Origin of the sequence: Rubritalea tangerina (assembly GCF_042683245.1) — a bacterium.
Lineage (GTDB): Bacteria > Verrucomicrobiota > Verrucomicrobiia > Verrucomicrobiales > Akkermansiaceae > Rubritalea > Rubritalea tangerina.
In genome coordinates this window covers 1-25,882 of sequence record NZ_JBHUJB010000054.1, presented here as the reverse complement: position 1 = coordinate 25,882, position 25,882 = coordinate 1, and the positions used below count along the sequence as shown (strand labels likewise).

Genomic DNA, 25,882 nt, shown 5'->3' with positions numbered 1-25,882 from the left:
TGAAGCTCAGAGCAAGCTCACCGCCATCGCCCGAGCCTGCTCACCATCCCCACCTCCTAACATGCGAACTAACTCGCCTATCCTCTCCTCACCCTCCACCTTTCTTAACATCGATCGCGTTCTCCCATCGATCACATCCTTTTCTACCACAAAGTGTTCCGCTGCAACTGCTGCCACCTGAGGGAAATGCGTGATTGAGATCACCTGATGCTTTTGCCCCAAAGCCGCCATCTTTTCACCCACCGCCCGAGCAATCTCACCTCCCACATTCGCGTCAATCTCATCAAATACCATCAATGGTGTCGCATCCTGATTCGCTAAAGCGCTCTTCACCGCCAACATCACTCGCGAGATCTCACCACTGGACGCTACCTGACGGAGTGGCTTCAATGGCTCACCAGGATTCGGCCCAAATTGAAAATCTACCCCTTCTAAACCACTTGCACGTGACTCACCATGCGACACAACCGCCACTTCAAACGATGCCTGCTTGAACCCCAGCTCTTTGATGTGATGACCAATCACCTTAGCCAATTGCGGAGCACATTTCTTGCGCTTCGCCCCGAGCTTTCCTCCAACTTCCTCAAGCCTCTCAGCCAATGCCCCCACTTCTTCTCTCAACGCTTCGATCTTTCCCCCTCGGTTCTCAATCGAATCTAACCTTTCGCTAGCCCGCTCATGGTGCGCTACCACATCCTCTAAACTCGGACCGTACTTCCGCTTCAAAGTCTCAAAGGTATTTATGCGCTCCTCTAAGGCACTCGCTTCTGCGGGATCGATATCCATACCAGCACTGTAGTCAGCCATGCCTCGCTCCAACTCCTGAAGCTCTACAAGCGCCGAATCTAAACCACCTAACAGCTCCACAGCCGCAGGATCAATCCGCTCAAGCTCACGTGCAAGCCTTTGAACTTCGCCCAAGCGCTCATTCACCTCGTGGCTTAAAATACCAGCAATCTGGCTCGAGCTCTCCACCAGTCGCGTGCTATTCGACGCACGCTTATAGCGTTCCTCAATCTCACCTTCCTCCTCTGGTCGAAGATCCGCAGACGCTATCTCATTGACCTGAAACCTCAATAAATCAATCTCTTGCTCGTTTGCTTGCTCACTTTTTTGAAGACTCTCCAACTCATCAAGCTTACCTCTCCATTCTTGATACACCTCACGGTACTTAAAATATTCCTTCTGTGCTCCAGCATACGCATCCAGCATCGAAAGCTGACGCTCAACCGATAGCAACGATTGGTGATCGTGTGGGCCATGTAAATCTACCAAATGCTCACCTAGCTGCTTCAGAACAGTCAGAGTTGCTGGCGTGTTATTCACCCATTGCTTGTTCGAACTCTGTCCCATCACACGCCTTACCAATAATTGATCGCCATCACAGCCCTCAATACCAGCTTCACCTAACAAACGGTTAACCAGCTCAACATTCTCTAACTCAAAGACTGCCTCCACTGTACAGGCACTCTCTCCAGTTCGTATCATCCCTTTCGTAGCACGCTCACCCAGCACCAACTTTAAGGCCCCCACGATCACTGACTTACCAGCTCCGGTCTCACCCGTCACCCCAATCAAGCCTTTGCCCAGTTCCCAAGTCAGTTGATCTACGAGCGCCAAATTCTTTATAGATAAATGTGTGAGCATATAGGTGATATCTTTGCTGCACGGGATTATGCAGCCACAGGCCTCCATGGCAACTGCTCAACTTCTAGAAATCACTCTTTTCATTTTACCCCCACACTCTCTATGCTCATGCCATCTTGAAAACCACTCTGACATTCCTCGGCACCTCCACCTCTGTGGGCATCCCAGTCATCGGTTGCGACTGCCCAACCTGCCTCTCAGATGACCCCAAAGATCAAAGGATGCGCTCGTCCATCCACCTCCAAACCCCGACCCATTCCATTCTGGTAGACTCAGGCCCAGACCTGCGCCAGCAAGCATTGCGCTACAACCTCAGAAAGGTCGACGCTGTCCTCTACACCCACTGCCACCTCGATCACATCGCCGGCTTCGACGAACTACGCGCATTCTGTTGGAGAAGAGACGCCCCCCTCCCCATGTACTCATCTCAATCCTGCCTCGATGAACTAGCCCGAATGTATGCCTGGGCCTTCGCTCCAGAAAATACCTACAAAGGCTACATCAAACCCGCCGCCCAACCAGTAGACTCCCCCTTCCTCATCGGTGACACCCGTATCATCCCTCTCCCCGTCCTACACGGTTCTGTAGAAACCATCGGCTTCCGATTCGATCTGCCAGACCATACCAGTATCGCCTACATCCCAGATGCAAAATCAATCCCCGACTCCACTATCGCCCTCCTCCAAAACCTAGACCACTTCATCATAGACGCCCTCCGCCCCACTCCTCATAACACACACCTCTCCATCCCCGAAGCCATCGCAATCGCTCAAAACATTCAACCCAAACAAACTTGGCTCACCCATATTTCCCACGAAACTCATTATTTGTTAGAAGAATCCAAACTTCCTGATAATATTCACTTTGCCTACGACTCACTGACACTCTCCTAATCAAATGCCTAAGCTTCTCTTCTCCCTCTTCCTCCTTGCTCTATCCGTACTTCACGCTTCAGCGAGCATCCCCCCTAACCAAGTCGTTGTCCTATACAACACCAACCTGCCTGATTCCTCAAAGCTCGCATTCTACTACGCCAAACAAAGAGGCATCCCCCAAGAAAACTTAGTCGGCCTCGACACCCCCAATTCAGGCCATATCACTCGTGAACAATTCTCCAGTTCTATCCAAGAACCATTACGCCGACACTTTACTCAAAATAAATGGTGGCAAATCGCCAAAAGCAGCGACGGCTACCAACTCCCAGTAGCCAACCAAAAACGCCTCCTCGTATGCATGTACGGAATCCCTTTCGGCATCCGCAATAAAGCCATCCCAAAGGCTGAAAGCGACAAAATGCACCTCACCCAACGACCAAACTCAGCTGCAGTTGACTCCGAACTCACCATTTTCGGTATCCACAATGCCCCACTCCAAGGCCCACTCCCTAACAAATACTTTAAAAAAAATACCAACTTCACTTCTCTCCGTGAACTCACTCCGTATTTCTTAGTCGGCCGCATCGATGGACCCGACTTTGCCACCTCCAAACGCCTCATCGACGACGCCATTGCCACCGAAAGACAGGGACTGTGGGGCATGTGTTACCTCGACCTCGCCCTCAAAGGCGGTGGCTATCAAATCGGCGACGATTGGATTAACAAAATTGATCAAGTCAACTGGACCAAAGGCCTACCCACGACCATCGACAAAAACAAACAAACCTATCTCTCCCATTACCCTATGCGTGATGCCAGCCTCTACTACGGCTGGTACACAGGTAGTAAAAATGGCCCCCTACTTGATCCTAACTTTCGCTTCAAGCGTGGTGCCGTCGCCATCCACCTGCACTCATTCTCGGCAGCGCGTCTAAGAGATAAAAATAAGCATTGGGTCGGGCCAATTCTAGCAAAAGGCGCTGCAGCCACCGTCGGAAACGTCTATGAACCATACCTTCAAATGACCCATCACTTCGACCTCCTGCACCAGCGCCTTCTCGAAGGCCACACCTTTATCGAAGCCGCCACCATGGCCCTCCCAGTCCTCTCATGGCAAAACCTCACAGTTGGGGACCCCCTCTATCGCCCATTCAAACACCTCGATGGCTCCGGCAGCATCGCCGATGAAGATAAACTCTACCGCTCAGTAAACCTCGCATTCCGTGCCTGGAAAAATAACCCAGAGCAAATCGAAAAAAAACTCACAGCCGCTGCCATCTCTAAAAATGATGCTCGCTACTACGAAATCCTCGGCCTCTGGCAACTCCACCTCGGCAACCAAAAACAGGCCGCTAGCTTCTTCTTTGCCGCTTCAAAAAAATTCAAAACCAATAGCGACAAAATCCGCATCGCCCTCCACCTCGCCAACCTCTATCGCGGCGAAAAAAATAAAAAACTCGCTACCGAAATCCTCGAAGACACCCTGATAGGCCGTGAGAACCACCCATCCTCAACACCTATCAAAGCAATGCTAAACGTTATCAACCCTCCTCCGCCGCCACCAGCACAACCCAGAAAGCAACCACAAAACCCCAAGAAATAACCCCTCACCATGCAAAGCTACTCCCACCTCCTACGCCAATCCTTTGGCAACCGACTTTGCGAAACGCCCCCCCTCACATTCCCTGACGAAATCACCCTCCAGTCGCTCTGGTTCAATGGCCAGTTCGGCCGTGAATTTACCACCACCGACAACCAATCAGTCCATATCCGCCAATTCGGATTCTGGAACCGTAGCGCCGGCCCCGACTTCCTTCATGCCTCAGTCGAAATCGATGGCCACCTCCACTCAGGCCCGCTCGAAATCGATACCCACGCCTGCGATTGGGAAACCCACGGCCACGCCACCAACCCATCATTCAACGAGGTCATCCTCCATGTCGTCTTTGCCGATACCGCACACACCTCCTTTACCCGTGCCGAAGACCATCGCAGTATCCCTAAGGTCGTCATCCCCACCTCCCACGTACATGATGCGCTCCAGCTCCCCCGCTACGCAACCGCAACAGCCCACCTAGGCCGTTGCTTCCGCCCACTCGAGTCACTCTCCACACAAGCCGTATCCACCCTTCTCAAAACTGCTGCACAACACCGATGCCATCTCAAAGCGAAACGCCTTCGGCTCATCAAAGAAGCGCACGGTAAAGACCAAGCTCTCTGGATAGCCCTCGCCGAAACACTGGGCTACCAACCTAACAAAAACTCCATGGCACAACTCGCCCAGCGCCTCCCCATCCACTACCTCAAACAACACACGGAACAAACCCTCGCCCTCATCTTCGGTACAGCAGGATGGCTCCACCCACAAATCCACGAACAAGCACCAGCGGAATCAAAAATCTGGCTCGAAAAACTCTGGCACCAATGGTGGAAACTTAGAGACACATTCGAACTTACCCCAGAACGTGCCATCCATTGGCAACTCTCAGGTATCCGCCCCGTCAACCACCCACAAAGACGGCTCGCCGCACTCGCTCACATCGCCCAACATTGGCCAAAATTTCGCAAACTCAGCACCCACCCACACGAGCTCGTATCATGGCTCCAACAATGTGATGACCCATTCTGGAATCACCACTACACCCTCCAATCAAAACTCAGTTCCAGAAAACTTAGCCTCATCGGTAAGGACAGAATTAGAGACTTGTTAGTCAACCATATCCTCCCGTGGCGCATCTCCGAAGGTGACCAGTCAGCATCAAAAAGCTACTTTTCACTCCCCGCTCCAGCTACCAGTGAAGCAGTCAAACGAGCCAGCACCAGACTCTTTGGCAATCGTGCCGATAAAACTAACTTCCTCCAGAAAGCATGGCAACACCAAGCCCTCCTCCAAATCTATCATGACTTCTGCCTAGAAGACACCAGTGACTGCGCCGATTGCCCCTTTCCTGAGCAACTCACGCAGCCACACCAATCAGCCTAAGCTGCTAGCCAGCTGAGGACTCCGCAGATTTCAGCTTCTTTTTCTTCTGAGAAAGTTGCTCGTTAATCGCGTAACTGATCGCCACACAGAGCACTAATGTCTCTAAAACATAGAATGTCCAAATCGCTTTCAGCCCAGATCCCCCAGTGAATCCATAATTGTGCAAACCAATGCTCAAGAAATTCACATGCCACCAGGAAAAGGTCACCAAGATCGATAACACAACCGCACAAATGTGCATCCCCCATTCCTTAATGTACCCAGCCATCCGCGCGTGCAAGATCACCAAGGTCCATAATACAATGATCAAGGCACCATTCTCCTTAGGATCCCATCCCCAGAAACGCCCCCATGAATCATTCGCCCATACCCCACCAAGGATCGTTCCAACCAAGCTGAAGAATAAGGTGAAACATACCCCACCATAAACAATTCGAGTCATGAAACGTCTGAACTTCTTGTCTCCCTCATCGATGTCAAAGACCCTTGAGAAAATATAGATGTGAGATAACCCAGCCGTTAGCAATCCACCCGCATAACCGATAGTAATAGTAATCACGTGTGTCGCTAACCAAAAGTTAGAACGCAACACAGCAATCAGCGGATTCATCGGATCAACCCCTTTAGACTGCTCATACCACATCGCTAAGAACATCCCAGTGGCCGCCAAGAAAAATGCTAAGCCCAAGCACACACCACGCTTCGTCACCCATTCGATGAATGCCAAAACAATGATGGCAACAGCTGTAATAAATGGAATCGTATCGTAGAGGTTGCCCACCGGCGGCCTCCCCATCAGAATACTTCTGTGAGTGATCCCCGCTACCACGAGTAGCGTCCCAACAATTAACAAAACCCAGGCAATGCGGTTACAGACTCGACCCCATTTCGAAGCTGGTGCCACCCATCCAAATGCCACGACCAAAAAGCCCAGTACAAATGGGGTGAGAGAGCGGTAAAAATAATCCATCTTCTCATACGCGAGCTCCCCCTTCATGGTCTTACCTTCACCTCGCGCTTCCATCCGCTTTTCAGCTTTCGTCTTAAACTCCTTCACCGCTGTGAGCAATGCGGACTCACCACCCTCATTGTAAGCCAAGGCCAAGGCCTCCATTTCCTTCAAATACTCAATCTGGTCAGCGTCTGCCGGCACCTCTCGCTGCATGTATTTCGAAAGCCAGTCACCACGCTTAGTCCAACTCTTCTGCTTCGGATCAATCGGTGGATACATTGCAACCTGCGAGTATACCGAGTCACCCACTCGCTTCGCAATAATCCCCGCCACTTTGCGGATCCCCTCAGACTCAGCGCCAGATTGCTGGGAGAGCATCGCCAAATATTGACTCAACTTCGGCCATTGCTCCACCCAACTACTAAACTTTCTCAGCTCGTTATTCAGTTGCCCTTCCTCAGCCATTGCTTCCTTCACAGGAGTCAGGTGAGAACTTAAGGAAACATAACTCTGGATGTTGGAAACCAATCCCATAAATTGCTTTTCAATGGGGTCGCGGTCATCAGCTGGCTTCTTTCCCACCTCAGCACGTAAAGCATCAACCTTGTGTAAGTATTGCTGCAGCTCTTCCATGCTGTACCTGTCACGACGCTTCTTGTTCTCGTGAGGCATCTCGATCATGTCGAGAACCGCATCATCCTCCACCTGAAAAATCTCCATCTTCTGAGTGAACTCGTCACGGAATAGCATGTCCAAGGCCCACTCAGTCGGCCCTATCGACACCTTCTCACCATCACTCTCAAAGCGCACCTTGCGCTTCCCATTGAGCGCTAACAACTCAAAACCAGCCCATGTCGACATCGGCTTCACACGCCCACCATCCTGAATCGGTAATGTGCCAAACTCCTCCACCAACTCCGGGCTCCACTTCGTGTAGCCATCTACCACATTCGGTTCTCCTTTGATGATCGAGTCCTTTGCTGTGTACAACAGCAATGAAGCAATGACCATAAGGACAAAGGTAAAACCAATCCAACGACCTAACTTATTCTTGCTCATTCTTGCTCCTTGCTATGCTTGCGGATACGAATCCAAAAAGTTTAATGATGAAATGGATGAACAACGCCACCCCACAGGTATAAATGGCATACTTCGGCCATTGGTCTGATGGGTTCGTCTTCACCGTGAATCCTGATTGCACCTTCTCACCTGAGTCATCCCAGCTGGTCTGATAAAATGTTAGCTTCTTGTAGCGCAGTGGCTCGTTCATCTCGATCTTGAACTTGCGCTCGTCATTACCAGCCTCATCCAACACCGTCACGTCACTCTCATAGGTCATCGCCAATCCCGTCCCAGGATGCTTCTCACCTCGAGAATCATCCAAGCGAACCTGAAAGGGTGTCGGCCAAATTTCTCCATGTAACCTAAACCCATAAATCTTTCCTCCCACCGTTGCCGTGATGTCGTGACTCACTCCCTCATAAAGTAACAAGTCATGTTTCTCCCCACCCTCTTTTTCCTGAATGGTTAAGATACAGGACGATAAATTCTTCTCTTCAAAGCCGGTCGGCTCCGCAACCATTGCATAATAGCCATCCACGATCATCGCATCCTCAGGCACCTTCCCTTGAACCGGGTAGAGTTTCGCGTTGATATGATACTCACTCACAATCACATCAAATGGATAAGCGTCCGGTAGCAAAAAGGTACGCTGGCGCTGAGGTTTCCCCCTCACGCTATCAAGCACCTCAGAATTAAGCACCACCGGCTCCTGCTTGTGACCATCCTTAATCTCAGCAATCTCGATAGACAACTCAGTCAAACTGAATGCTGAGTCACCTTTCTCTCCCACACTCAGTAGCATATATGCTTCTTTAGATTGGTGGTAAGTAACCGCCCCTCCCACCATCAATGCAAGCATACTAAAGTGAGATACCAATACCGCCGCATGCTTCCAACCCTTGCGTATACGCATCACACCACCCACTAACAAATTGAGTGTGAACACCGCACACACCCAGTAGCCACCGGGTAATATGATCGGTAAATCATGACCATTCAAAGTCGGTCTCACCACATAAGCATCAAAGCTGAAGTACTTCTTTAATGTCCAATACAATCCGCCAGGCCCCGTCTGCTCCAGTGTCGAAAGCCACGTCAATAGCAGCAATAACACCATGCTGACAATCGCCACATGAAAGCCCCCAATAAAGGCAAACACTCTCCCAAGTACACTCTCTGGTTTCTTACTCATCACTTACTTCCATTCTATGCTCTTGCAGAACTCGATAAAGTTAGCGCGTTGCTCCGCCACTTCATCAGCCTTAGCCACCATCTTTACCGTGATTAAGTTACCCTTCGTTTCCACCAGTAATCCCAACAAGGCTGCATCTTCAGTCTTCACACCTCGCATCCCTTGAAACGTTCCCTTCGCCTCCAATAGGTATCCCTGATTCCCTAAAACCTCCAGCCTCTCCAAATCTTCCAACCTTAGCTCGCGCGTATCCTCAAATTGCTTTAACCAACGCTCCGCATTGCTCTTCACGTCACCAGAGGCAATCGATATATACACCTCCCCATTCTCGTTGAACTTACAGTTGTAGTCACGAAACTCTGTGCTCGGAACCCGACGCCAGTCCGCTGGCATCGCCACGTGCAAGTTTCCCTCTTCATCGTAGCTGGTAAGTCTACGTGTCTCAGTGACCGAAATGGTCTCAGTGCTCTCATTGCAACTGCTGAGAGCAATCAATGGGGCAAGCCCCAGAGCTAACTTCTGTAAGTTCATGGCTGTTGTGGCGATAGCTGTGCGTGCTGGAAGATGCAAGGGTAATCGGCTCCCTGCGGCGCGTGATTTCTGCTGCATTCATGGATTGCTTTTCCAGTTTGCTGCCCCACACTACGCCGCGTGGATCCCATTACTTTCTATAATCGCTATACAGATAGCATCGAAACCGAACAGGTCTATGGAGAATCTTTCCTAAAATGGGCCTACGGCAACCCACTCGGAAGAATTGCACTCCACTCCTTCGTAAAACGCCCTTTCTTCTCCGCCTGGTACGGCCGCCGAATGGACCACCCGCAAACCGCCGATAAAGTGGCTCCATTCATCCAGCAATATAAGATGGATGCCGAGGAATTCCAAGATTCCCCGGACACTTACCCCCACTTTAACGCCTTCTTTTACCGTAAACTGAAGCCCTCCGCCCGCCCAATCGCCGACACTCCTGTCGTTTTCCCAGCCGATGGTCGCCACCTCGGGTTCGAAAATGCAGAAGACGTCCAAGGGGTCTTCCTCAAAGGTCAAAAGTGGAACCTTAGAGCCCTCATCAACGACGACGCCCTCTACAATTCATTCAAAGGTGGTAGCCTCGTGCTCTCACGTCTCTGCCCCGTTGACTACCACCGCTTCCATTTCCCCTGCGCCGGAACTCCAAGCGAAACGAGACTGATCAATGGACCTCTCTTCTCTGTGTCTCCCATCGCCCTGCGCCAAAACCTCGCCTACATGTGGGAAAATAAACGTACCTGCACAGTCCTCGAAACCGAACAACTCGGCAAAGTCCTTCTTCTAGAAATTGGCGCCACCTGCGTCGGCTCTATCCTCCAAACCTATCAGGCCGGACATGCCATTCAAAAAGGTGATGAAAAAGGCTACTTCGCCTTCGGCGGTTCCTCCACCATCACCATCTTCGAACCTAATAAAGTCCAGCTCGCTAACGACCTCCTCGAGCATAGCTCCCAGTGCCAAGAACTCTACGCCCGCATGGGCGATTCCATGGCCACTCTCAAATAAGCCCCCCACATACTCAATTTTTCTAACGCAACATTTGGACGCACGCCCAAAACTAGTCTATACCCATACTTATCATGACCGCAGACGCTCACTCAGCTCTCCACTACTGCCCAGACCTCTTCGCCTACCAACGCCGAGTCTCTCGTGAAATCTCCGTCGGTAATCTCAAGTTCGGCGGTGATAACCCAGTTCGTATCCAGTCCATGATTACCTCGGATACCCGCGATACCGATGGCTGTGTCAAAGAAATCCTCGACCTCGCACACGCCGGCTGCGAACTCGTGCGCGTCACCGCACAAACCCGTAAATACGCCGAAAACCTCGAAAATATCGTGCGCGAAGTCCGAGCCGCCGAATGCCAAGTCCCCATCGTCGCCGATATCCACTTTAAACCAGATGCCGCCCTCGAAGCCGCTAAATGGGTCGAAAAAATTCGCGTCAACCCAGGCAACTACGCCGATAAAAAGAAATTTGAAATCCGCGAATACACCGATGCCCAGTACGAGGAAGAACTCGAACGCATCCGTGAAGAATTCACCCCTCTCGTCCTCCTCTGTAAGGACAAAATGCGCGCCATGCGCATCGGTACCAACCATGGCTCACTCTCCGACCGTATCATGAACCGCTACGGCGATACCCCACTCGGCATGGTCGAGTCCGCACTCGAATTCGCCCGTATCGCCCGCGACAACGACTACCATAACTTCATCTTCTCCATGAAGGCTTCTAACCCCAAGGTCATGATCGAAGCCTACCGACTCCTCGTGGCGCGTCTCATGCAAGAAGGCCCCGACTGGAACTACCCGATTCACCTCGGTGTCACCGAAGCTGGTGACGGTGAAGACGGCCGCATCAAGTCAGCCATCGGTATCGGTTCTCTCCTCGCCGATGGCGTCGGAGATACCATCCGCGTCTCCCTCACTGAAGACCCAGTGAAAGAGATCCCAGTCGCCCTCGCACTCGTCGATAATATCGCCGACTCCCACCTCCCACACGACCCCGAAGACCAACAACGTGGCACCCTCAGCTATGACCCCTTTTCCTATACCAGAAGGAAATCAAAAGAAATTACCATCAATGACTTGAAACTCGGCGGTGCCAATACCGTCCGCGTCTTTACCTCCCAACACAAATACGACGCCCTCGCTCACAAAATTGATAAACTCGGCGACTTCACACCAGAAATCATCGTCGAACAATCGGGGGTCACCGAAGTGGACCCAGAAAATGAAAAAGAAATCGCCACCATCAATGCCGAAACCGAGCCCAAGCTCGTCACCATCCCCGATGGCCACCCAATGGCAGTCATCCACGCCTTCAGACTCCTCGCCTGCAAGCTAGATGCCCATCACCCAATTCTCCTCAAGGACACCTTCCACCCGTCTAACGACCCCAATAAAGACTTCCAAGAGACCCTCCTCACTGCCGCTCGAAACATCGGCTCACTCCTCTGCGATGGAATCGGAGACGCCGTCCTCGTTCAGGGCGAACAAGCCCCAGGTCAGTCCCTGCGCCTCTCCTATAATATCCTCCAAGCCGCCGGCACCCGCATCTTTAAAACAGACTACGTCGCCTGCCCGTCATGCGGTCGCACCCTCTTCAACCTCCAAGAAACCACCCAAAAAATTCGCGCCGCCACCGGCCACCTCAAAGGGGTCCGCATCGCCGTCATGGGTTGTATCGTCAACGGCCCAGGTGAAATGGCCGATGCCGACTTCGGCTACGTAGGTGGCGCACCCAACAAAATAAACCTCTACGTCAACAAGACCCCTGTGAAGTTCAACATCCCTGAAGATGAAGCCGTTGACCGCCTCATCGACCTTATCAAAGAACACGATAAGTGGATTGAACCTCCTGCTGTTGTTGCTGAAATCTAACATTATGACTCCTCTCGTGACGCTCACCCCTGGTGCATACGGCCACAGTATTCTCCAGGATGTTGCCCTCATCTGCGTACTCGCTGCCGTCATGGCGGGGATCATTCATTCATGGCTGCGCAGTGCTATCCCCAGCCTTCAGTGGAATCAAATCGGCAAGGTTGACACCTCCCTTTTCGGTCCACTCGATATCCTCGGTTGCATCCTCGTCACTCTCCCGTTCACCGTGACTCTTGCCATGCCACACGTGGATCCAAGCATGACGGAACTCAGCCCCCTCAGCATGCTTATCAATTTTGGTATCCTCATCATGATGGCCGCCATCGTACTCGGCCTCTTCACCGCGCGAGACCGCTACCCAGACGGCCTCGGACTCCAGCCTAAACACCCAGCACAAGTCATCGCCTGGGCAGCTGCTGCCTACATCCTCATCTATATCATCTCCATTATCCTAGGTCAGGCTGGACTCGAACAATGGCTCAGCGAGCGCCTCGGAGAAAAACAAAACCAGCATATCGTCAATGAAATGCTCAACACCCAATCCGGTGAAAAACTCCTCATCATCATTCTCGGCGCCTGTGTCATCGCTCCCGTCGCCGAAGAAATCATCTTCCGTGGCTACCTCTACCCCGTCATCAAGCGCTTCTCCGAACCCACCATCGCTGCCATCACTTCCGGCATCCTTTTCGGCGCTATCCATGGCCAAATCTGGGCACTGATCCCACTCTCAATCTTCGGCATCCTGCTCGCCATACTCTACGAGAAAAGTGGCAGCATCTGGGCTCCCATCCTCTGTCACGCCATGTTCAATAGTATCAATATCTTCTTCATGCTGACCATGGGAGACCAACTATGAAGCTCTCCGATAGCCACGAAGATGCACTCATCCAACGAGTCACCCAACATCTCCACCAACGCGATGATGTGCTTGTAGGCCCCGGTGACGACTGTGCCGTGATCACACAAGCCGACGGCTCACTGCTCCTTCTCAAAACGGACTGTGTTGTCGAGTCTGTCCACTTCCTACCAGAAGCTGACGCCGAGCGCGTTGGCTGGAAAGCCCTAGCACGCGTCGTGAGTGATATCGCCGCAATGGGAGGTACCCCCACAGCCTGTGTCATCACTCTCATCCTGCGCCCAGACACCTCCGTCGAGTGGCTCGACGCCCTCTATTCCGGTATCCAACGCTGTGCCACGGACTTTGAACTCTCCATCGTCGGCGGAGAAACATCTTCCGCCCCCCCACTCGCCCCCAATATCATCTCCGTTGCCGGAACCGGCTCACTCCCCCCACAACACCTTGTCAAACGCTCAACCAGCCAACCTGGCGATGCCATCTTCGTCACGGGCTCACTCGGAGGTTCTATTCACGGAAAACATCTTGATTTCACCCCGCGCCTTGAACCCGCCCAGTGGCTGGTAAAGCACCACAAGCCATCCGCCATGATGGACCTCTCAGATGGCCTCGCTAAAGACCTCCCACGCCTGGCACAACTCAGCCAGACCCATTACCAACTCGACCTCAATTCCCTTCCTCTGACTCCTAGCTGCACCACGCAGCAAGCACTAGCTGATGGCGAAGACTACGAACTCCTCTTTACGCTCCCCCCATCTCTAGCCTCTGATCTTCAAAATTCCTGGCCCTCACACTTCCCCCCACTCACCCAAATCGGACATATGACCACTGCCGATTCTCCTTCCACTCCCCTCAATGGAGGTTGGGAACACTTCAGCTCCTAGCACCCACACACATTCTTTCCACCTCTTCCCTGAGTCACAGGCATCAACTCTTTCGCCTAGCGCAATACAAGCTCACAAAAAAACATTTGTCTCCTTTGAAATGCGATTTGTATTAGTCAGATTCTACTCATTCTTGTTCGGCCTCCTCCTCGCAACCTCAGCCAATGGACACATCGTCCAACAGCTATTTGTAGATTTCTCAGCAGATGATGCCGAGTGGCTTGCTGAAATCCGCTTCGACGCAGGCATTGCCCTGCCTGAAATGCGCGCCGACAAGGAAGCCCTCCAACCAAAACGTCAGTGGCTCATCGACCAAACACCCGACCAACATGCCCTACTAAGGAAAGAAGCGGAGAAATACGTACGAGAATGCCTCACCTTCCAGTGGGTCACCCCTAAGGCAACCACCCCTCTCGACTTCACTGTGAGTTTTCCTGAGTGGGAAACCTCCCCTCCCAGCTTTGCCAACCCCTACACTGACCTCGGCTTCGCATACTTCTCTATCCAATGCCTCGGAAACATCCCGGACACTTCAGGTACCCTCCAAGTCACACTCTCTGAAGGTGACCACCCAGACTACGCATTCGGATACGAACGCATGGGGCTTGACCGCATTGTCACCGCCTACCCCGGCAAATCACAAACATTGCTCTCGCTCAATGCTACCCCACCCACCGCTCAGGCCTCATTCATCAGCCTCCTCGATTACGGATTCCGTCATGTCATCCCTGAAGGTTGGGACCACGTCCTCTTCATCGCCGCACTTTGCTTTCTCAGCTTTGCTTGGCGCCCACTCCTGTCCCAATCCCTTATCTTTACCCTCGGCCATACCATCACCCTCGGACTCGCGGTCACCAACTTCATCCCCGCTTTTCCCCCCACACTCATGGCCTGGACCGAGATCTTCATTGCCGCCACTATCGTCTACGTCGCCGTAGAAAACCTCTTCAGCCATACCCTGAAAAAACACCGACTCCTGACCATCTTCCTGTTCGGACTCATCCATGGACTCGGCTTTGCCTCCGTACTCGGTGATAAAATCCGCGCAAGTGCCGATCTCGCCCTGCCTCTCATCGCTGCCAACCTCGGTGTCGAACTCGGCCAAATCACCGTCATCGCCATCATCCTCATCACCCTCACTTGGGCAAAAAATAAACCCTACTTCCACAAAATTACAAAAACCGCTTCCCTCGCCATCGCCTCAGTTGGTACCTATTGGATGTTAGAACGACTCATCGGCCTTTTCTAACTTTTTGCTTCACCGCCTCATATCCTTCAAAGCTTCTCCCCCCCTCACCATTATACCAGAGGTCGATGTCCACCCAGTGATCCCTCCCGGTCACAAACTCTACGCGTAGCCTTGCAAACCCTCCCCCCTGCAGACTCAGCCAAAATTCCCTCGCCCCATTAGGGCTAGAGCGAATCCAGTTCCCCTCCATTCCTTCAGTCATCTCGATGCGGAATGCCCCCCTAGCATACCCATCCACAGGCGCCATCACTGCCCGGCTCTTACCTACCACCTGCCAGCCACCTTGCAGCACTTCAAATCCAGCATCCCACTCATAGCGAGCATGAGTGAATGGCTCTGGACTCGCAGACCTGCAAAATAACTTTAACTGCACAGGTATCCCTTCCTCAAAAAAGTCCATCATCACTGGACTTCCATCTTTCCTCACAGACCTCCGACGCACCTTCGCGTAAACTATCTCTTCCCGCACTTGCTTCTTTCTCATTTTTAAAACCTTGGGCTCTAGCCTGTTAGGCCTTCCCTCCATGGCCCACTTCTCCTGAGAACTATAATCCACTGAATCTCGCGCTAAGTTCCTCCCCTCCGCGCCATACAGGGGCGCATACCCTGGCATACGCGCCTCAGCAACAACTCCAGCGCCTCTCTTGCCACCCAAATGCACAATCCCCCCCTCATCACTCACAAGAATATGCCGTGAATTCTTTCCTCCATCGAAAGACCAAGAACGATCATCTCGCAAAATAAAATGCACCTCAGCACCCATTAGCGGCTTCCCATCCTCATCGACCACTTTGGCCCAATAATCAATAGAGCTAGAATAGGCTTCATGCCAAAGTTGCTTTTTCCTTTCTACCTCAACCACTTCTGCCTGCCCCCTTTCCTTTCTCATCACTCTCTCCCTCTCAGCCACTCCCTCCTTCACTCGAGTTCCCTCACTGCCGCCCATGACCTCTAAGCCTATGAAGCAAGCCCCTATCAACAATAACCCAAACACGATTCTCCACTGCCATTTCGTCTCCATATACAATTCTCTTTTAAAGCTTCAGCTTCTCAATCAATCCCTCGTAAAAGTCATCAGTATACTGACAACGCCACTTCCATTGAGCACTGTGCGTAGAACCAAAACCATACAGCGTGCCCATATCAACACTCTCATTCACAGCCCCCCCTGTACGCCCCTCCGCACCTACCGTCCTTGTTCTCGATGCCGTCGCTAAAGCTGCAGCCTCATGAAAAGCTCTCAAAAATCTATCACGTGACGACCAAAAGTTGATCCCCAGTCTCATCCCTTGCGCCTGACTTCTGTCATAGTAATACCCAGTGAGTCGAGTCGCCCCATATCGCTGCGGCTTGAAGATGCTATTGTTAGTCTCCCATGCTTCTAACGCCTCATCATTCCTTAAAAAAAAGTTCACCAGATTGGCCCCATGCGTGAACCTTAATTTATCCCCAAACCCTAACTCGGATGTGACAGGGTCATCATCACCATCAGGTGTTTCACGTACATTGATATACAAAGCCGAATTATCTTCATAACACATCGCCGGAACTGCTGCATTCAATAACCCATAATTGACCACCCGCATCCCCTCCCGAATCGCTGCCCCTACCACAATATTCCCCATGCTATGGGCCGTCACATTCACTGTGTAACTCGGCGGTAAACTCGCTACATACTCAGCTAAACTTCGGCCAGACTTCCACGCTCGATAATCCGAGTTGTTGTATGTAAATAGCGCATCCGTCACCGCATGCGTGTCCTCAGAATAAGTTGGCCACCTCACAAATGAATACCTCCCCTTGTACCCACCGTGCCATAAACGCTTAAACATCGTCTCTGCATACTTCTGCGACCCCGCATAGGTCATCCGCCAGCCGTGTACAAAAATCAAATACTTCTCTTCCTCATCCGGGTCCTTCACAAACTCATGCCCAGCAGAATCCCCTACCCAACTCATGATCGGTTCAGGTGGCTTCTCATCAACATCGCTCCCAACAAAATCACTAGGTTGCGCAATCAAATCTGGATGATCAGGTGTCACCTTCACACGTTCATACATTTTCCTAACATCTAACAAATGAATCCAGCAGCTCGACAACTCACCTATAACCTGCCCATTCCTTTTAAACTCAACCACCAGCTCACCCTTCCCCTCTCGCACCCATCACACACACTTGATGAAAAATGAAAATTTCTTCCCAACTCCCCACCTCCTGTTACCAAACCAAAAAGAGGGAGCCTTTTTCAAAGCTCCCTCTTTATTGTGTGTGTCGTTTTGCTTATATTGCCTCAAGGTGGCTCAAAAAACCTAGAAGAATCTCCCCACATATGTAAAGATCCAATTTTTCGAGAACTTCTCAGATCGCCCCTCTAAAATGGCGCGAACCTCTCCCCTCAATCACAAATTCTCTGCAACCTAAATCCACTCATTCCCCTCAACCCACCTCCCAAAAAACACGTGCCATGACACCTAACTACACCACACACAGCTTCCTCTCAAATGGGAACAAACTCATAGCAAAGCTCTACCTCCCTACCCCACTTCCATCCAGCCCACCACCAGTCATTGTCGTCACAGGAGCTTGGACCACCGTCAAAGAACAAATGCCCCATGTCTACGCCGCAGAACTTGCTCAACGTGGCTTCGCCGCATTCACTTTTGACTTTTCTGGTTGGGGCCAATCAGAAGGAGAAAACCGCTTCCTCGAGGATCCCATCGCAAAAACCGAAGATATCAAAGCCGCCGTCCATTTTCTCACCCGCTGCCCCGATGTCGACACCTCCCAAATCGCAGGTCTTGGCCTCTGTGCGAGCTCCGGCTACATGGTAAAGGCTTTTACGGAAACCCCAGCCCTGAAAACCATCGCTCTCGTGGCCCCCTGGCTTCATAATCCTGCGATCGCCAAAGAGGTCTATGGTGGCCCAGACGCCTACAGCGCACTCATCGCCACTAGCGACAAAGCTTCCCAAAAATTTCAAGAGACCGGCCAAATCACCACCATCACAGCAGCAAGTACCACTGACCAAACAGCCCTCATGTACCAGGCCCCCTACTATACAGAGCCAGACCGAGGGCTCATCGCCGCCTATGATAATCAATTCAACCTCGCCTCTTGGAGACCCTGGCTCACATTCGACGCCATAACCCTGGCCGATCAACTTTCAAAACCTCTCTTCTTCGTCCATTCAAAAGCCGCTGTCATCCCTCATGGAATCAAACAGTTCGCTGAAGCTGCCACCCCTTGGGCCACGGGGCTATGGCTCGATAACATCACCCAATTCGAATTCTACGATCAGACTGAACCTGTCCGTCTCGCCTCTGATGCCATCGCCCGTCACTTCAGTGACACACTGTCCCCTCAATAACAAAACTGCTAGGCATGGAGCCCCCTCTAAACAATGAGTATCAGCACAATCTCATGCACTGATACTCAAAAACGTACTTACCTTTGCGCCGTCTTACCTTTTTTCTCAACTGGCCGATACCCCTCCACTCGGATCGACACCACCTTGTCGTCAGCCACCTTCGCGTTGATTCGTCCAGGCCTAAAATCGCGTGTGGCCATCAGTGGCTCGCCATCTCGCTCAACCACGCGGAACATTTGCTTCTGTTGCTTCGCCAATTTAAGCGCGGCTTGAACCTTCAACCCCACATACTGCTTCTCGGCCTTCTCAACATCTTTGGCGGTAATGGATAATAACTCACAACGAGGCTGCTCCTTAGCCTCATGAGCGAATGCTACCCCGCTAAACATCATCACTAATAGTATCGAAATGCTTTTCATATCATTTTTCTTCTTTTCTGTGAAATCTCACTCAGCAAACCCTTGCCGAACAAAATCCCATCTCTCACCCCCCATTGACTTGAACCTGCACAATTGTGACATTGCATTGCGCTTTTCTTTCTCAACATCAAAAAACACCCTTCTATAAAAATGCTAACTCTATCTCATTAATGCCAAGGCATTATACCTCACATACACATGAGATCCCCTAATTTCGCATAATTACTCACCACTCATATGCCATTAGCTATGCTTCGCTTCTCACATTCTCTACTTCCAACAACACTTTGCTGCCTTGCTCTCATCTTGCTCACCGATCTAACACAAGCCAATGAGGCAAAGCCACCGCGGATCAAAGTAATGAGCTACAACATCCATTACGGTATCGGGATGGATAAGAAAAAAGATCTAGCCCGTATCAGCAAAATTATTTCCGACCAAAACCCTGACATCGTGGGTCTCCAAGAAATCGGCAACAGAGAGATGGCCAAAGAACTCGGAAAATTGACAGGCATGGCATACGTCTTTGGCCCATCACTAGGAAAAGATACTGGCTATGGTGATGCCATACTCTCCAAACATCCATTCAAGTGGGTCGGTAACCTATCTATCCCCAGTGCCAGCAGCAGCCGGTATCAGGCAATGGCCGTCGATGTTGACCTCTCAAACCTCTATGACGAAGGTACCACCGTCCGCTTTATCAACACGCATTTCGATTGGCTCAAATCCATAGGCTCCCAAGAAGCGAGATTAGCCACCGTCAATGTCATCGAAAGAGCCTTCATGCAGGAGCACTCACTTCCAAGCATCCTAGCCGGCGACCTAAATGCGACCCCGTCCAGCCCCCCCCTTGCAAAGCTCGCCCAAAAAGGTTGGTACTATGAAAACCTCGGTAAAACCTTACCTACCATTGGTGCCAAACATAAATCTAAACAAATCGATTACTTGCTACTCAGACCCAAAAAATCTTGGATGGTTCATGAAGTACAGGTGTTAGAGGAGAGAGTCGCTTCCGACCACCTGCCCATTGTAATGACCCTATCACTTGCCACACAAACACAGCCCTAAACAACTAACGAAGGTACCCCCTCAGCCTACAGAAAGTCGTCACCAAGTTCCCAACCAACATGCTTTGACCACACTTTTGCTCCATAATACACAGTATCCATATAAGGATCTTTGATGTCACCGAACAAGACGCTGCACCCAACCTCTAACCCAAGTTGAGTCTCGCAATCCTTTCAATTAGTTCATTCATGAAAAATGATCAAAGCGTATTGACCTAGTTCGTGGCTGGTATGCTTTAAGTTCGCCTAATGCTCAGTTTTTTTAGGTCCTCATCATCCTTTCTTACCCAACACGCTATATCTTTGTTTGAATTCCACCCCCAATCTTCTCCATTAGAATCTAAGAAACGGAGACGGTCGCCATATATAGACACATTCAATGTGCTAGTCCCGTATCCCCAAGCCACACCTCGACCAATCAAATGACCTAGATTTCGCCCAGCTTGGTGAACCCAAATAACCGCAACCGGCAAAACCAGCACGAAATCCCATTTTCCGACTTCTATCCCCCCATGCCACAAAACATAAGCTTTCAAGCAAATACCCCGACCGGGAGTCGAACCCAGATCTAAGCTTTAGGAGAGCCTCGTTCTATCCATTGAACTACCGGGGCATAGCTGCCTTCATAAGGTGCTTGGAGGCTATGAAAAGATGTTAGCCATGACAAGCCTGCAATCGGCTTGCAATCTGCAAAATCCACGCTATATCAAGCGACCCGATCCGCGCCTGCAACTCGCCTGCGCCCTATCTCATTCACTCTAAAAGGATAACAAGACCATGCCCAACGTATTCATCAAAACCTACGGATGACAAATGAACGAGCGTGATTCTGAGCAGGTTGCTCGGATGTTTACTGAAGGTGGTTACACGGTCACCAAAGACGAGTTCAAAGCTGATGCGATCCTTGTGAATACCTGCTCGGTCCGCGACCAAGCAGAACAAAAGGCTCTCGGCAAAATGGGCAGCATGGTCCAGCACCGCAAAAAGCGCCCCCATGTCGTCTACGGCTTCATGGGCTGCATGGCCCAGTCGCGCGGCCAAGAGCTCTTCCAAAACGTGCCACACCTCGACGTCGTAGTCGGCACCCAGAAATACCATAAAGTTTTCGAATACGTCGATGGTATCCTCCAGAACCGCTTGGAGCGCCGCATGGACGACCTCAAGCTCACCTATAAGGGGGACCACATCTGTGACATTGACGAAGAGAAAGATTCTCAAAACACCATTAAGGACCACGTCAAGGAAACGACGGACCCCACGGCTTTCGTTTCCATCATGCAGGGCTGCAACATGAAATGCTCCTACTGCATCGTTCCTGACACACGTGGCCGCGAACGTGGACGCCCTATCCAAGACATCGTTGAGGAATGCGAATCACTCGTTGCACGCGGAGTCAAAGAAGTCACCCTCCTCGGCCAGATTGTCAACCTCTACGGCCGCACCGAATTCCCCAAAGTGGATGGTAAATCCCCATTCGTCCAATTACTCGAGGCTGTGCACGCCATCGAGGGCCTCGAACGCATCCGCTTCACCTCCCCCCACCCTATCGGTTACCGTGACGACCTCGTTGAGGCATTCACCTACCTACCCAAACTTTGCTCACACATCCACTTCCCAATGCAAAGTGGGAGCGACCGTATCCTCAAATTGATGCGCCGCCCATACAAGAACGAGAAATTCATCGAAATCTGTAAGAAAATGAAGGCCGCCCGCCCAGATATGGCCATCACCACTGACATCATCGTCGGCTTCCCAGGGGAAACAGAAGAAGATTTCGAAGAGACCGTCAAATGTGTCAAAGAACTCGAATTCGATAACTGCTTTGTTTTCCGCTACTCTCAGCGCCGCAATACTCCAGCAGCTGACATGCTCGACCAATTATCCGAAAAGGTCAAAGAGGACCGCAACCAACGCCTCCTCGCTGTGGTTAACGAAATCGCACAACGCAAGAACAACGCTCTTGTGGGCACTGTCCAAGAAGTCCTCTGTACTGGCCCATCGAAGAACAACCCCAATACCCTCAACTCACGTACCCCACAAAACAAGATCGTCATCCTAGAAGGGAACCCTGACCGCCTCGTCGGAAAAGTCTTCAAAGCGAAGATCCACGAATGCACCGGCTTCACCCTCTACGGAACACCGATCATCGAGTCCCTAGAAGAAGCTGAATAAAGCTGCTCCCTAACGGGTAATCCAATCAATTTCAGCCTGACCGCACATGCGCGTCAGGCTTTTTTGTCCCCCCAGCCACGCGCATTCCATCTTACCTTGATTTTTATAACACCTGCTGTTAGTATGCACGGTGGCTGATTTACAGCCACAGATAGCCCCATTGAAACCCATGAAAACCACTATGACTGAACTCTTCTTCTCAACCTACCCAGATGCCCATAAACACCAATTTGCTCAATTCATAGAACAGTCACAGCACCTCACCATTGTGCCCAATGTCGAGGCTAATGGCCAAGCTGGTAAACGTGGCGCCTTCCACCTCATAGAAACCACTGGCTTGCGTTCCCTCCCCGCTCTCGACCTCTCACTCGAAGCGATCTATACAAAAATTGGGAAACCTGATGCCACAGAAGCACGCTTCTATGACCTCCTGCGTGAAGTCATCGCTGACGGAATCCTCACAAAACTCTTCATCAGCGAAATCGCCTTCGCCAATGCACGCTTCGTCGTACCCAATACGCGTACCGAGTCCATCACCCAACAACTCGCCGAGCATGTCCGATCAGCTGAATATACCGTCACCAAAACCCCCTACGGAACGAGCGAATTTGACGAAATCTACCTAGGCGAAGTCCGAATCGATGCCGCTGATGTCCTCCATTCCTAACCCCCACCACACCTCAGCCCACTCAGGCTGAGGTCTTTTTTTGCCTCCATCACCCCTCAACCAATGAACGCCCGCATCTCCATCAGCGTCTCATTGGTCTTCGCAAAATCAGGCTCCTCAGGCAAACTACACTGAGCATACGCCTCGCGGACCGATGCCATCTTTTGTTCTGCTATATCTAACAAATCGTTGTAGTCCATCTCCCCTGAGCGCACGCGCATCAAAAATTCCACATTCGGCCGCCTGACCCGAATCAATCCCTCCCGGGCAATCTCCTCAGCCACATCTAACAAACGTAGTGTGTGCATCATGTTCTTGGCATCATAACCAGCCACCTGACTCGTTTGATATCGATCCACATTGCGGTGCTTAACCCAGCTCCAGTATTCCTTGTGCGCCTTACAATGCTTCTTGTACGCATCCATATTGGCAACCATCCAGGCCTCAGGCCTTGCCTCCTTCCCCACTGAACTGCAAATCAATTCATCAGCGGCCTTACTCGAGAACACACCGCGATACGCTTGACCAGCATAAACACCATAGGTGTTCGGGGCGTGGCTCGCCTTCACTAATCCAGCACTCTCCAAATCAATCCCTCTCTCGTCTGCCCATTCTCTCAACGGCTTTGCCCCCTGACCTTCCAAGACATAACAAAAATCAATCAAGCCCATCCTCTCTTCCGGCTCAGGGTTCACAATTTTCTTATTCAAACCTCGTGCCTTCTTCACTTGCCCCAATGCATAATTTGCAAAACTCAACTCACACTTCTTTGATAGAAAATCCTCAGGCTTCAAAATATCCCATACAGCATAGCGGTGTACCACGCAGTCCTCTGGCATGTACATCAATTCCATCATGTTCGGATTATTCTTCTGCAGCATCGCTAACACCTTACCTAATTCATAACACACATCGTCACCGCGTTCATCCTGCACTTGGTCCAATGACTCTAAGCCCCCTAACAATTGCTGTGGCAGAGCAAAAACTCCGCGGTAGTCCACGTCGGACCCACTGTGAGATGTCCCATAGGCCTGTGACCCCGCAATGCTACGGAACAACAATAAATCATCACGCTTGACCCTCCTCAGATTGAGGCTCGCCACATCCGATATCCTAGCCGCCCGCCCCGTCCACCTACGTCGAATAGACGACACCTCGGGATAGCCACCCTCCTTCATCCTACTCAGATCGTCTGGTCGCTCTGATAGAATGTGCTTCCTCAAAAAACGATCAATCACCGGTATGGGATCAATCAAATCCTTTTCCCCTAGGCCAGATTTACGACTCAGTAAGTCGTCAACCGCCACTCGAACTTCTCCACTCAATAAACAAAGTAATTCTTCAAATGGCACAGGCGGATGAGTCCGGTAGCGAATCACCCATTCCGCACAAAGCGTCGTGCGTAATGCATACAGATAACTCTTAGCTGTCACCGATGCCTCCTTCAATTTTTTCTCTAAAATCTGGCGCGCGTGCCCACGATAGTGAGAGACCAAATTCCACTCGGCTAACACCTTGTGAGCTAAGCCTCGCCATTCATCAAGAAATCCATCCACCTCTGAATACACAATCGGCGAGTGCAACCACTCTATCAGAGCCCCATTACTCTTCTGTAACAAACCTAATGCCTTATCCACATTCCACCCGCCAGCATCCAGATCATTCTCAATCGGTAACTCAATCGTATCCCCCTCACCACCAAAGTCGGAAGCCTCCTTCTCTTGGTAGATGAAGCGAATGTCGTAATCACTGTCGGGAGATGCAAATCCCCACGCACGACTTCCCGACTCACAGGCGTACAATACCTGAACACCATGCTCGCGCTCAACCTCTTCCAAAAATACTCTTATCTCCTCTCTGCGTTCCCCAGACACAGACAAATCTACAAAGCTCATTATTTTATTGCTTCTCTTTTAACCAATCCCCCATGCACTCATCACGCTCTAGATACCACTTGAGTGCATACAAACTATCTGCCCACCCACTCCGGTAACTCCAAACATTTCCATGCGAATGCCCTAGTAAAGTCGCATGCTTGAACTTCACTTTCACACGCCCATCCCCCATTGGCTCAATTTCCCAGCTCACGCGCGATTTCTCAGTGCCCCCATACCAGTCAATCACTAACAGCTTGTCTTTCTCTAGTTCCAAAACCTTCATCGGCCCATCTTCTATCTCTCCCTCAGGAGTCCCCAAGGGATACCAACCGTAACTGTAAACTCCCCCCACCTTTCCCTCAATCTTACCCTCTTTCATACACAATCCAGCATTCCACTTCTTGACCAAGGCCTCTTGCGTCAATGCCTCAAAAACCTTCTTCGCTGGAGCTTTAATCTCTACTTCTAAACGTACCAAATGATCATTGTTAGCACGTAGTACACGCACGCCCTTCGTTCCACCTAATAACTGCGACTTGAGGTCCTGCAAACTATGCCGCCAACTCTGGCCAATAAAATAAAAATAATGATCAGGGTACTTCAAGGCCTCCACCGATTCGGGCGCCCCCTCAGCATCCACTGCCATCTGCAAAGTCAGACGAGTCTTTCCCTTTTCAGGTTCTAAAACGACCTCAACCTCACTCGGCCACCCCTCCACATACCACTGCAGCTTCAGCCTCTCATTCTCCTTGAACGAAACCACACGATGACGCCCAGAAAGGTAAGGTAACTTGCTGCTCACAACAAAATCTCCTCCAGCCTCAAGCTCTACCCGCATGTGTTCCATCCAGGCATGCTCCCTCCCCACTATTGCTCCCCAACATTTCTCAACCTCCGCATCCAGCAGGACACTCACTTCATAGTTTTTCTCAGCATGGCTCATAGGACAAAGATAAATAAATACACACCACAGTACCCCCAACAATCTCATCATGCTCATACCACTAACAACTTCTCCCAGCCAAGTCCACCACTCCTATCCACCAATTTTCCCACATAAAAAAGATAGAATGAGAAGAGAGGTGAGGCCGCGCCATGGTTGCTGGTAAGCTCATGGCTTATGAAAAAAAAACAAAGCAAGCAACGATTGTCGGCGTCGACCTCAGTGATAAGAAACATCAAATCTGCGTACTCGAC

21 protein-coding genes and 1 tRNA gene are annotated in these 25,882 nt (G+C 51.0%); 12 read left to right on the top strand and 10 right to left on the bottom strand.

Features of this window, described 5'->3' with window-relative positions:
* Positions 1-6: 6 nt before the first annotated feature.
* The gene (recN, locus tag ACFSW8_RS13095; protein WP_377092205.1) at positions 7-1,647 is read right to left on the bottom strand and encodes a DNA repair protein RecN; all 1,641 of its coding nucleotides are present in this window, start codon (positions 1,645-1,647) and stop codon (positions 7-9) included.
* Between the two features lie 116 nt (positions 1,648-1,763).
* On the opposite strand from recN, the gene ACFSW8_RS13090 reads away from it, so the two are divergent.
* The 3 genes from ACFSW8_RS13090 to ACFSW8_RS13080 are packed head-to-tail and all read left to right on the top strand — an operon-like array spanning position 1,764 to position 5,505.
* A complete protein-coding gene (locus ACFSW8_RS13090) occupies positions 1,764-2,540 on the top strand; it encodes an MBL fold metallo-hydrolase (RefSeq protein WP_377091030.1) in 777 nt (258 codons plus the stop codon).
* 4 nt (positions 2,541-2,544) lie between these two features.
* Positions 2,545-4,125 (top strand): TIGR03790 family protein, encoded by a 1,581-nt coding sequence (locus tag ACFSW8_RS13085; protein WP_377091031.1) that lies wholly within the window; start codon positions 2,545-2,547, stop codon positions 4,123-4,125.
* Between the two features lie 9 nt (positions 4,126-4,134).
* Entirely contained in the window at positions 4,135-5,505 is a 1,371-nt protein-coding gene (locus tag ACFSW8_RS13080) for a DUF2851 family protein (RefSeq protein ID WP_377091032.1), read from the top strand.
* 4 nt (positions 5,506-5,509) lie between these two features.
* On the opposite strand, the gene ACFSW8_RS13075 is transcribed toward ACFSW8_RS13080, so the two are convergent.
* Genes ACFSW8_RS13075 through ACFSW8_RS13065 form a run of 3 tightly spaced genes read right to left on the bottom strand, consistent with a single transcriptional unit; the run spans position 5,510 to position 9,320 of the window.
* Complete coding sequence (locus ACFSW8_RS13075; RefSeq protein WP_377091033.1) at positions 5,510-7,516, bottom strand: cytochrome c biogenesis protein; 2,007 nt, start codon at positions 7,514-7,516, stop codon at positions 5,510-5,512.
* Entirely contained in the window at positions 7,503-8,711 is a 1,209-nt protein-coding gene (locus ACFSW8_RS13070) for a cytochrome c biogenesis ResB family protein (RefSeq protein WP_377091034.1), read from the bottom strand. Before ACFSW8_RS13070 ends, ACFSW8_RS13075 begins: the two co-directional genes overlap by 14 nt.
* A gap of 3 nt (positions 8,712-8,714) precedes the next feature.
* The gene (locus ACFSW8_RS13065; protein ID WP_377091035.1) at positions 8,715-9,320 is read right to left on the bottom strand and encodes a hypothetical protein; all 606 of its coding nucleotides are present in this window, start codon (positions 9,318-9,320) and stop codon (positions 8,715-8,717) included.
* Positions 9,321-9,362: 42 nt separating this feature from the next.
* Here ACFSW8_RS13065 and ACFSW8_RS13060 point away from each other — a divergent pair, with 42 nt between their 5' ends.
* From ACFSW8_RS13060 to ACFSW8_RS13040, 5 genes are all read left to right on the top strand, one after another.
* Positions 9,363-10,250, top strand: a complete 888-nt coding sequence (locus ACFSW8_RS13060; RefSeq protein ID WP_377091036.1) for a phosphatidylserine decarboxylase — start codon at positions 9,363-9,365, stop codon at positions 10,248-10,250.
* 74 nt (positions 10,251-10,324) lie between these two features.
* Positions 10,325-12,127 (top strand): (E)-4-hydroxy-3-methylbut-2-enyl-diphosphate synthase, encoded by a 1,803-nt coding sequence (gene ispG, locus ACFSW8_RS13055; RefSeq protein ID WP_377091037.1) that lies wholly within the window; start codon positions 10,325-10,327, stop codon positions 12,125-12,127.
* A gap of 4 nt (positions 12,128-12,131) precedes the next feature.
* Complete coding sequence (locus ACFSW8_RS13050; RefSeq protein ID WP_377178456.1) at positions 12,132-12,983, top strand: CPBP family intramembrane glutamic endopeptidase; 852 nt, start codon at positions 12,132-12,134, stop codon at positions 12,981-12,983.
* Positions 12,980-13,867, top strand: a complete 888-nt coding sequence (gene thiL, locus ACFSW8_RS13045) for a thiamine-phosphate kinase (protein WP_377091039.1) — start codon at positions 12,980-12,982, stop codon at positions 13,865-13,867. The genes ACFSW8_RS13050 and thiL overlap by 4 nt, the downstream gene beginning before the upstream one ends.
* 100 nt (positions 13,868-13,967) lie before the next feature.
* Entirely contained in the window at positions 13,968-15,116 is a 1,149-nt protein-coding gene (locus tag ACFSW8_RS13040) for a HupE/UreJ family protein (RefSeq protein ID WP_377178454.1), read from the top strand.
* Here ACFSW8_RS13040 and ACFSW8_RS13035 read toward each other — a convergent pair.
* Together ACFSW8_RS13035 and ACFSW8_RS13030 are read right to left on the bottom strand one after the other, a co-directional pair.
* On the bottom strand, positions 15,100-16,137 hold the full coding sequence (locus tag ACFSW8_RS13035) for a hypothetical protein (protein WP_377091041.1): 1,038 nt from the start codon (positions 16,135-16,137) through the stop codon (positions 15,100-15,102). The genes ACFSW8_RS13040 and ACFSW8_RS13035 overlap by 17 nt on opposite strands.
* Positions 16,138-16,150: 13 nt before the next feature.
* Positions 16,151-17,176 carry an alpha/beta hydrolase gene (locus tag ACFSW8_RS13030; protein ID WP_377178452.1) on the bottom strand — a complete coding sequence of 342 codons (1,026 nt, stop codon included), beginning with the start codon at positions 17,174-17,176 and terminating at the stop codon, positions 16,151-16,153.
* A 404-nt stretch (positions 17,177-17,580) separates the two neighbouring features.
* On the opposite strand from ACFSW8_RS13030, the gene ACFSW8_RS13025 reads away from it, so the two are divergent.
* Positions 17,581-18,483: an alpha/beta hydrolase gene (locus ACFSW8_RS13025; RefSeq protein ID WP_377091044.1), complete on the top strand. Its 903-nt coding sequence runs from the start codon at positions 17,581-17,583 to the stop codon at positions 18,481-18,483.
* Between the two features lie 77 nt (positions 18,484-18,560).
* Here ACFSW8_RS13025 and ACFSW8_RS13020 read toward each other — a convergent pair whose 3' ends face one another.
* Positions 18,561-18,902: a hypothetical protein gene (locus tag ACFSW8_RS13020; protein ID WP_377091045.1), complete on the bottom strand. Its 342-nt coding sequence runs from the start codon at positions 18,900-18,902 to the stop codon at positions 18,561-18,563.
* A 249-nt stretch (positions 18,903-19,151) separates the two neighbouring features.
* On the opposite strand from ACFSW8_RS13020, the gene ACFSW8_RS13015 reads away from it, so the two are divergent.
* Positions 19,152-19,970 carry an endonuclease/exonuclease/phosphatase family protein gene (locus tag ACFSW8_RS13015; RefSeq protein WP_377178450.1) on the top strand — a complete coding sequence of 273 codons (819 nt, stop codon included), beginning with the start codon at positions 19,152-19,154 and terminating at the stop codon, positions 19,968-19,970.
* A gap of 540 nt (positions 19,971-20,510) precedes the next feature.
* Here ACFSW8_RS13015 and ACFSW8_RS13010 read toward each other — a convergent pair.
* Positions 20,511-20,582 (bottom strand) — tRNA-Arg (locus tag ACFSW8_RS13010).
* Positions 20,583-20,782: 200 nt separating this feature from the next.
* On the opposite strand from ACFSW8_RS13010, the gene miaB reads away from it, so the two are divergent.
* Entirely contained in the window at positions 20,783-22,141 is a 1,359-nt protein-coding gene (miaB, locus tag ACFSW8_RS13005) for a tRNA (N6-isopentenyl adenosine(37)-C2)-methylthiotransferase MiaB (protein ID WP_377178448.1), read from the top strand.
* Between the two features lie 169 nt (positions 22,142-22,310).
* Positions 22,311-22,808 (top strand): hypothetical protein, encoded by a 498-nt coding sequence (locus tag ACFSW8_RS13000; RefSeq protein WP_377091049.1) that lies wholly within the window; start codon positions 22,311-22,313, stop codon positions 22,806-22,808.
* Between the two features lie 56 nt (positions 22,809-22,864).
* On the opposite strand, the gene ACFSW8_RS12995 is transcribed toward ACFSW8_RS13000, so the two are convergent.
* Both ACFSW8_RS12995 and ACFSW8_RS12990 read right to left on the bottom strand, forming a co-directional pair.
* Complete coding sequence (locus ACFSW8_RS12995; protein ID WP_377091050.1) at positions 22,865-24,703, bottom strand: DNA polymerase beta superfamily protein; 1,839 nt, start codon at positions 24,701-24,703, stop codon at positions 22,865-22,867.
* A 4-nt stretch (positions 24,704-24,707) separates the two neighbouring features.
* On the bottom strand, positions 24,708-25,628 hold the full coding sequence (locus ACFSW8_RS12990) for an SRPBCC family protein (protein ID WP_377178446.1): 921 nt from the start codon (positions 25,626-25,628) through the stop codon (positions 24,708-24,710).
* Positions 25,629-25,882: the final 254 nt, after the last annotated feature.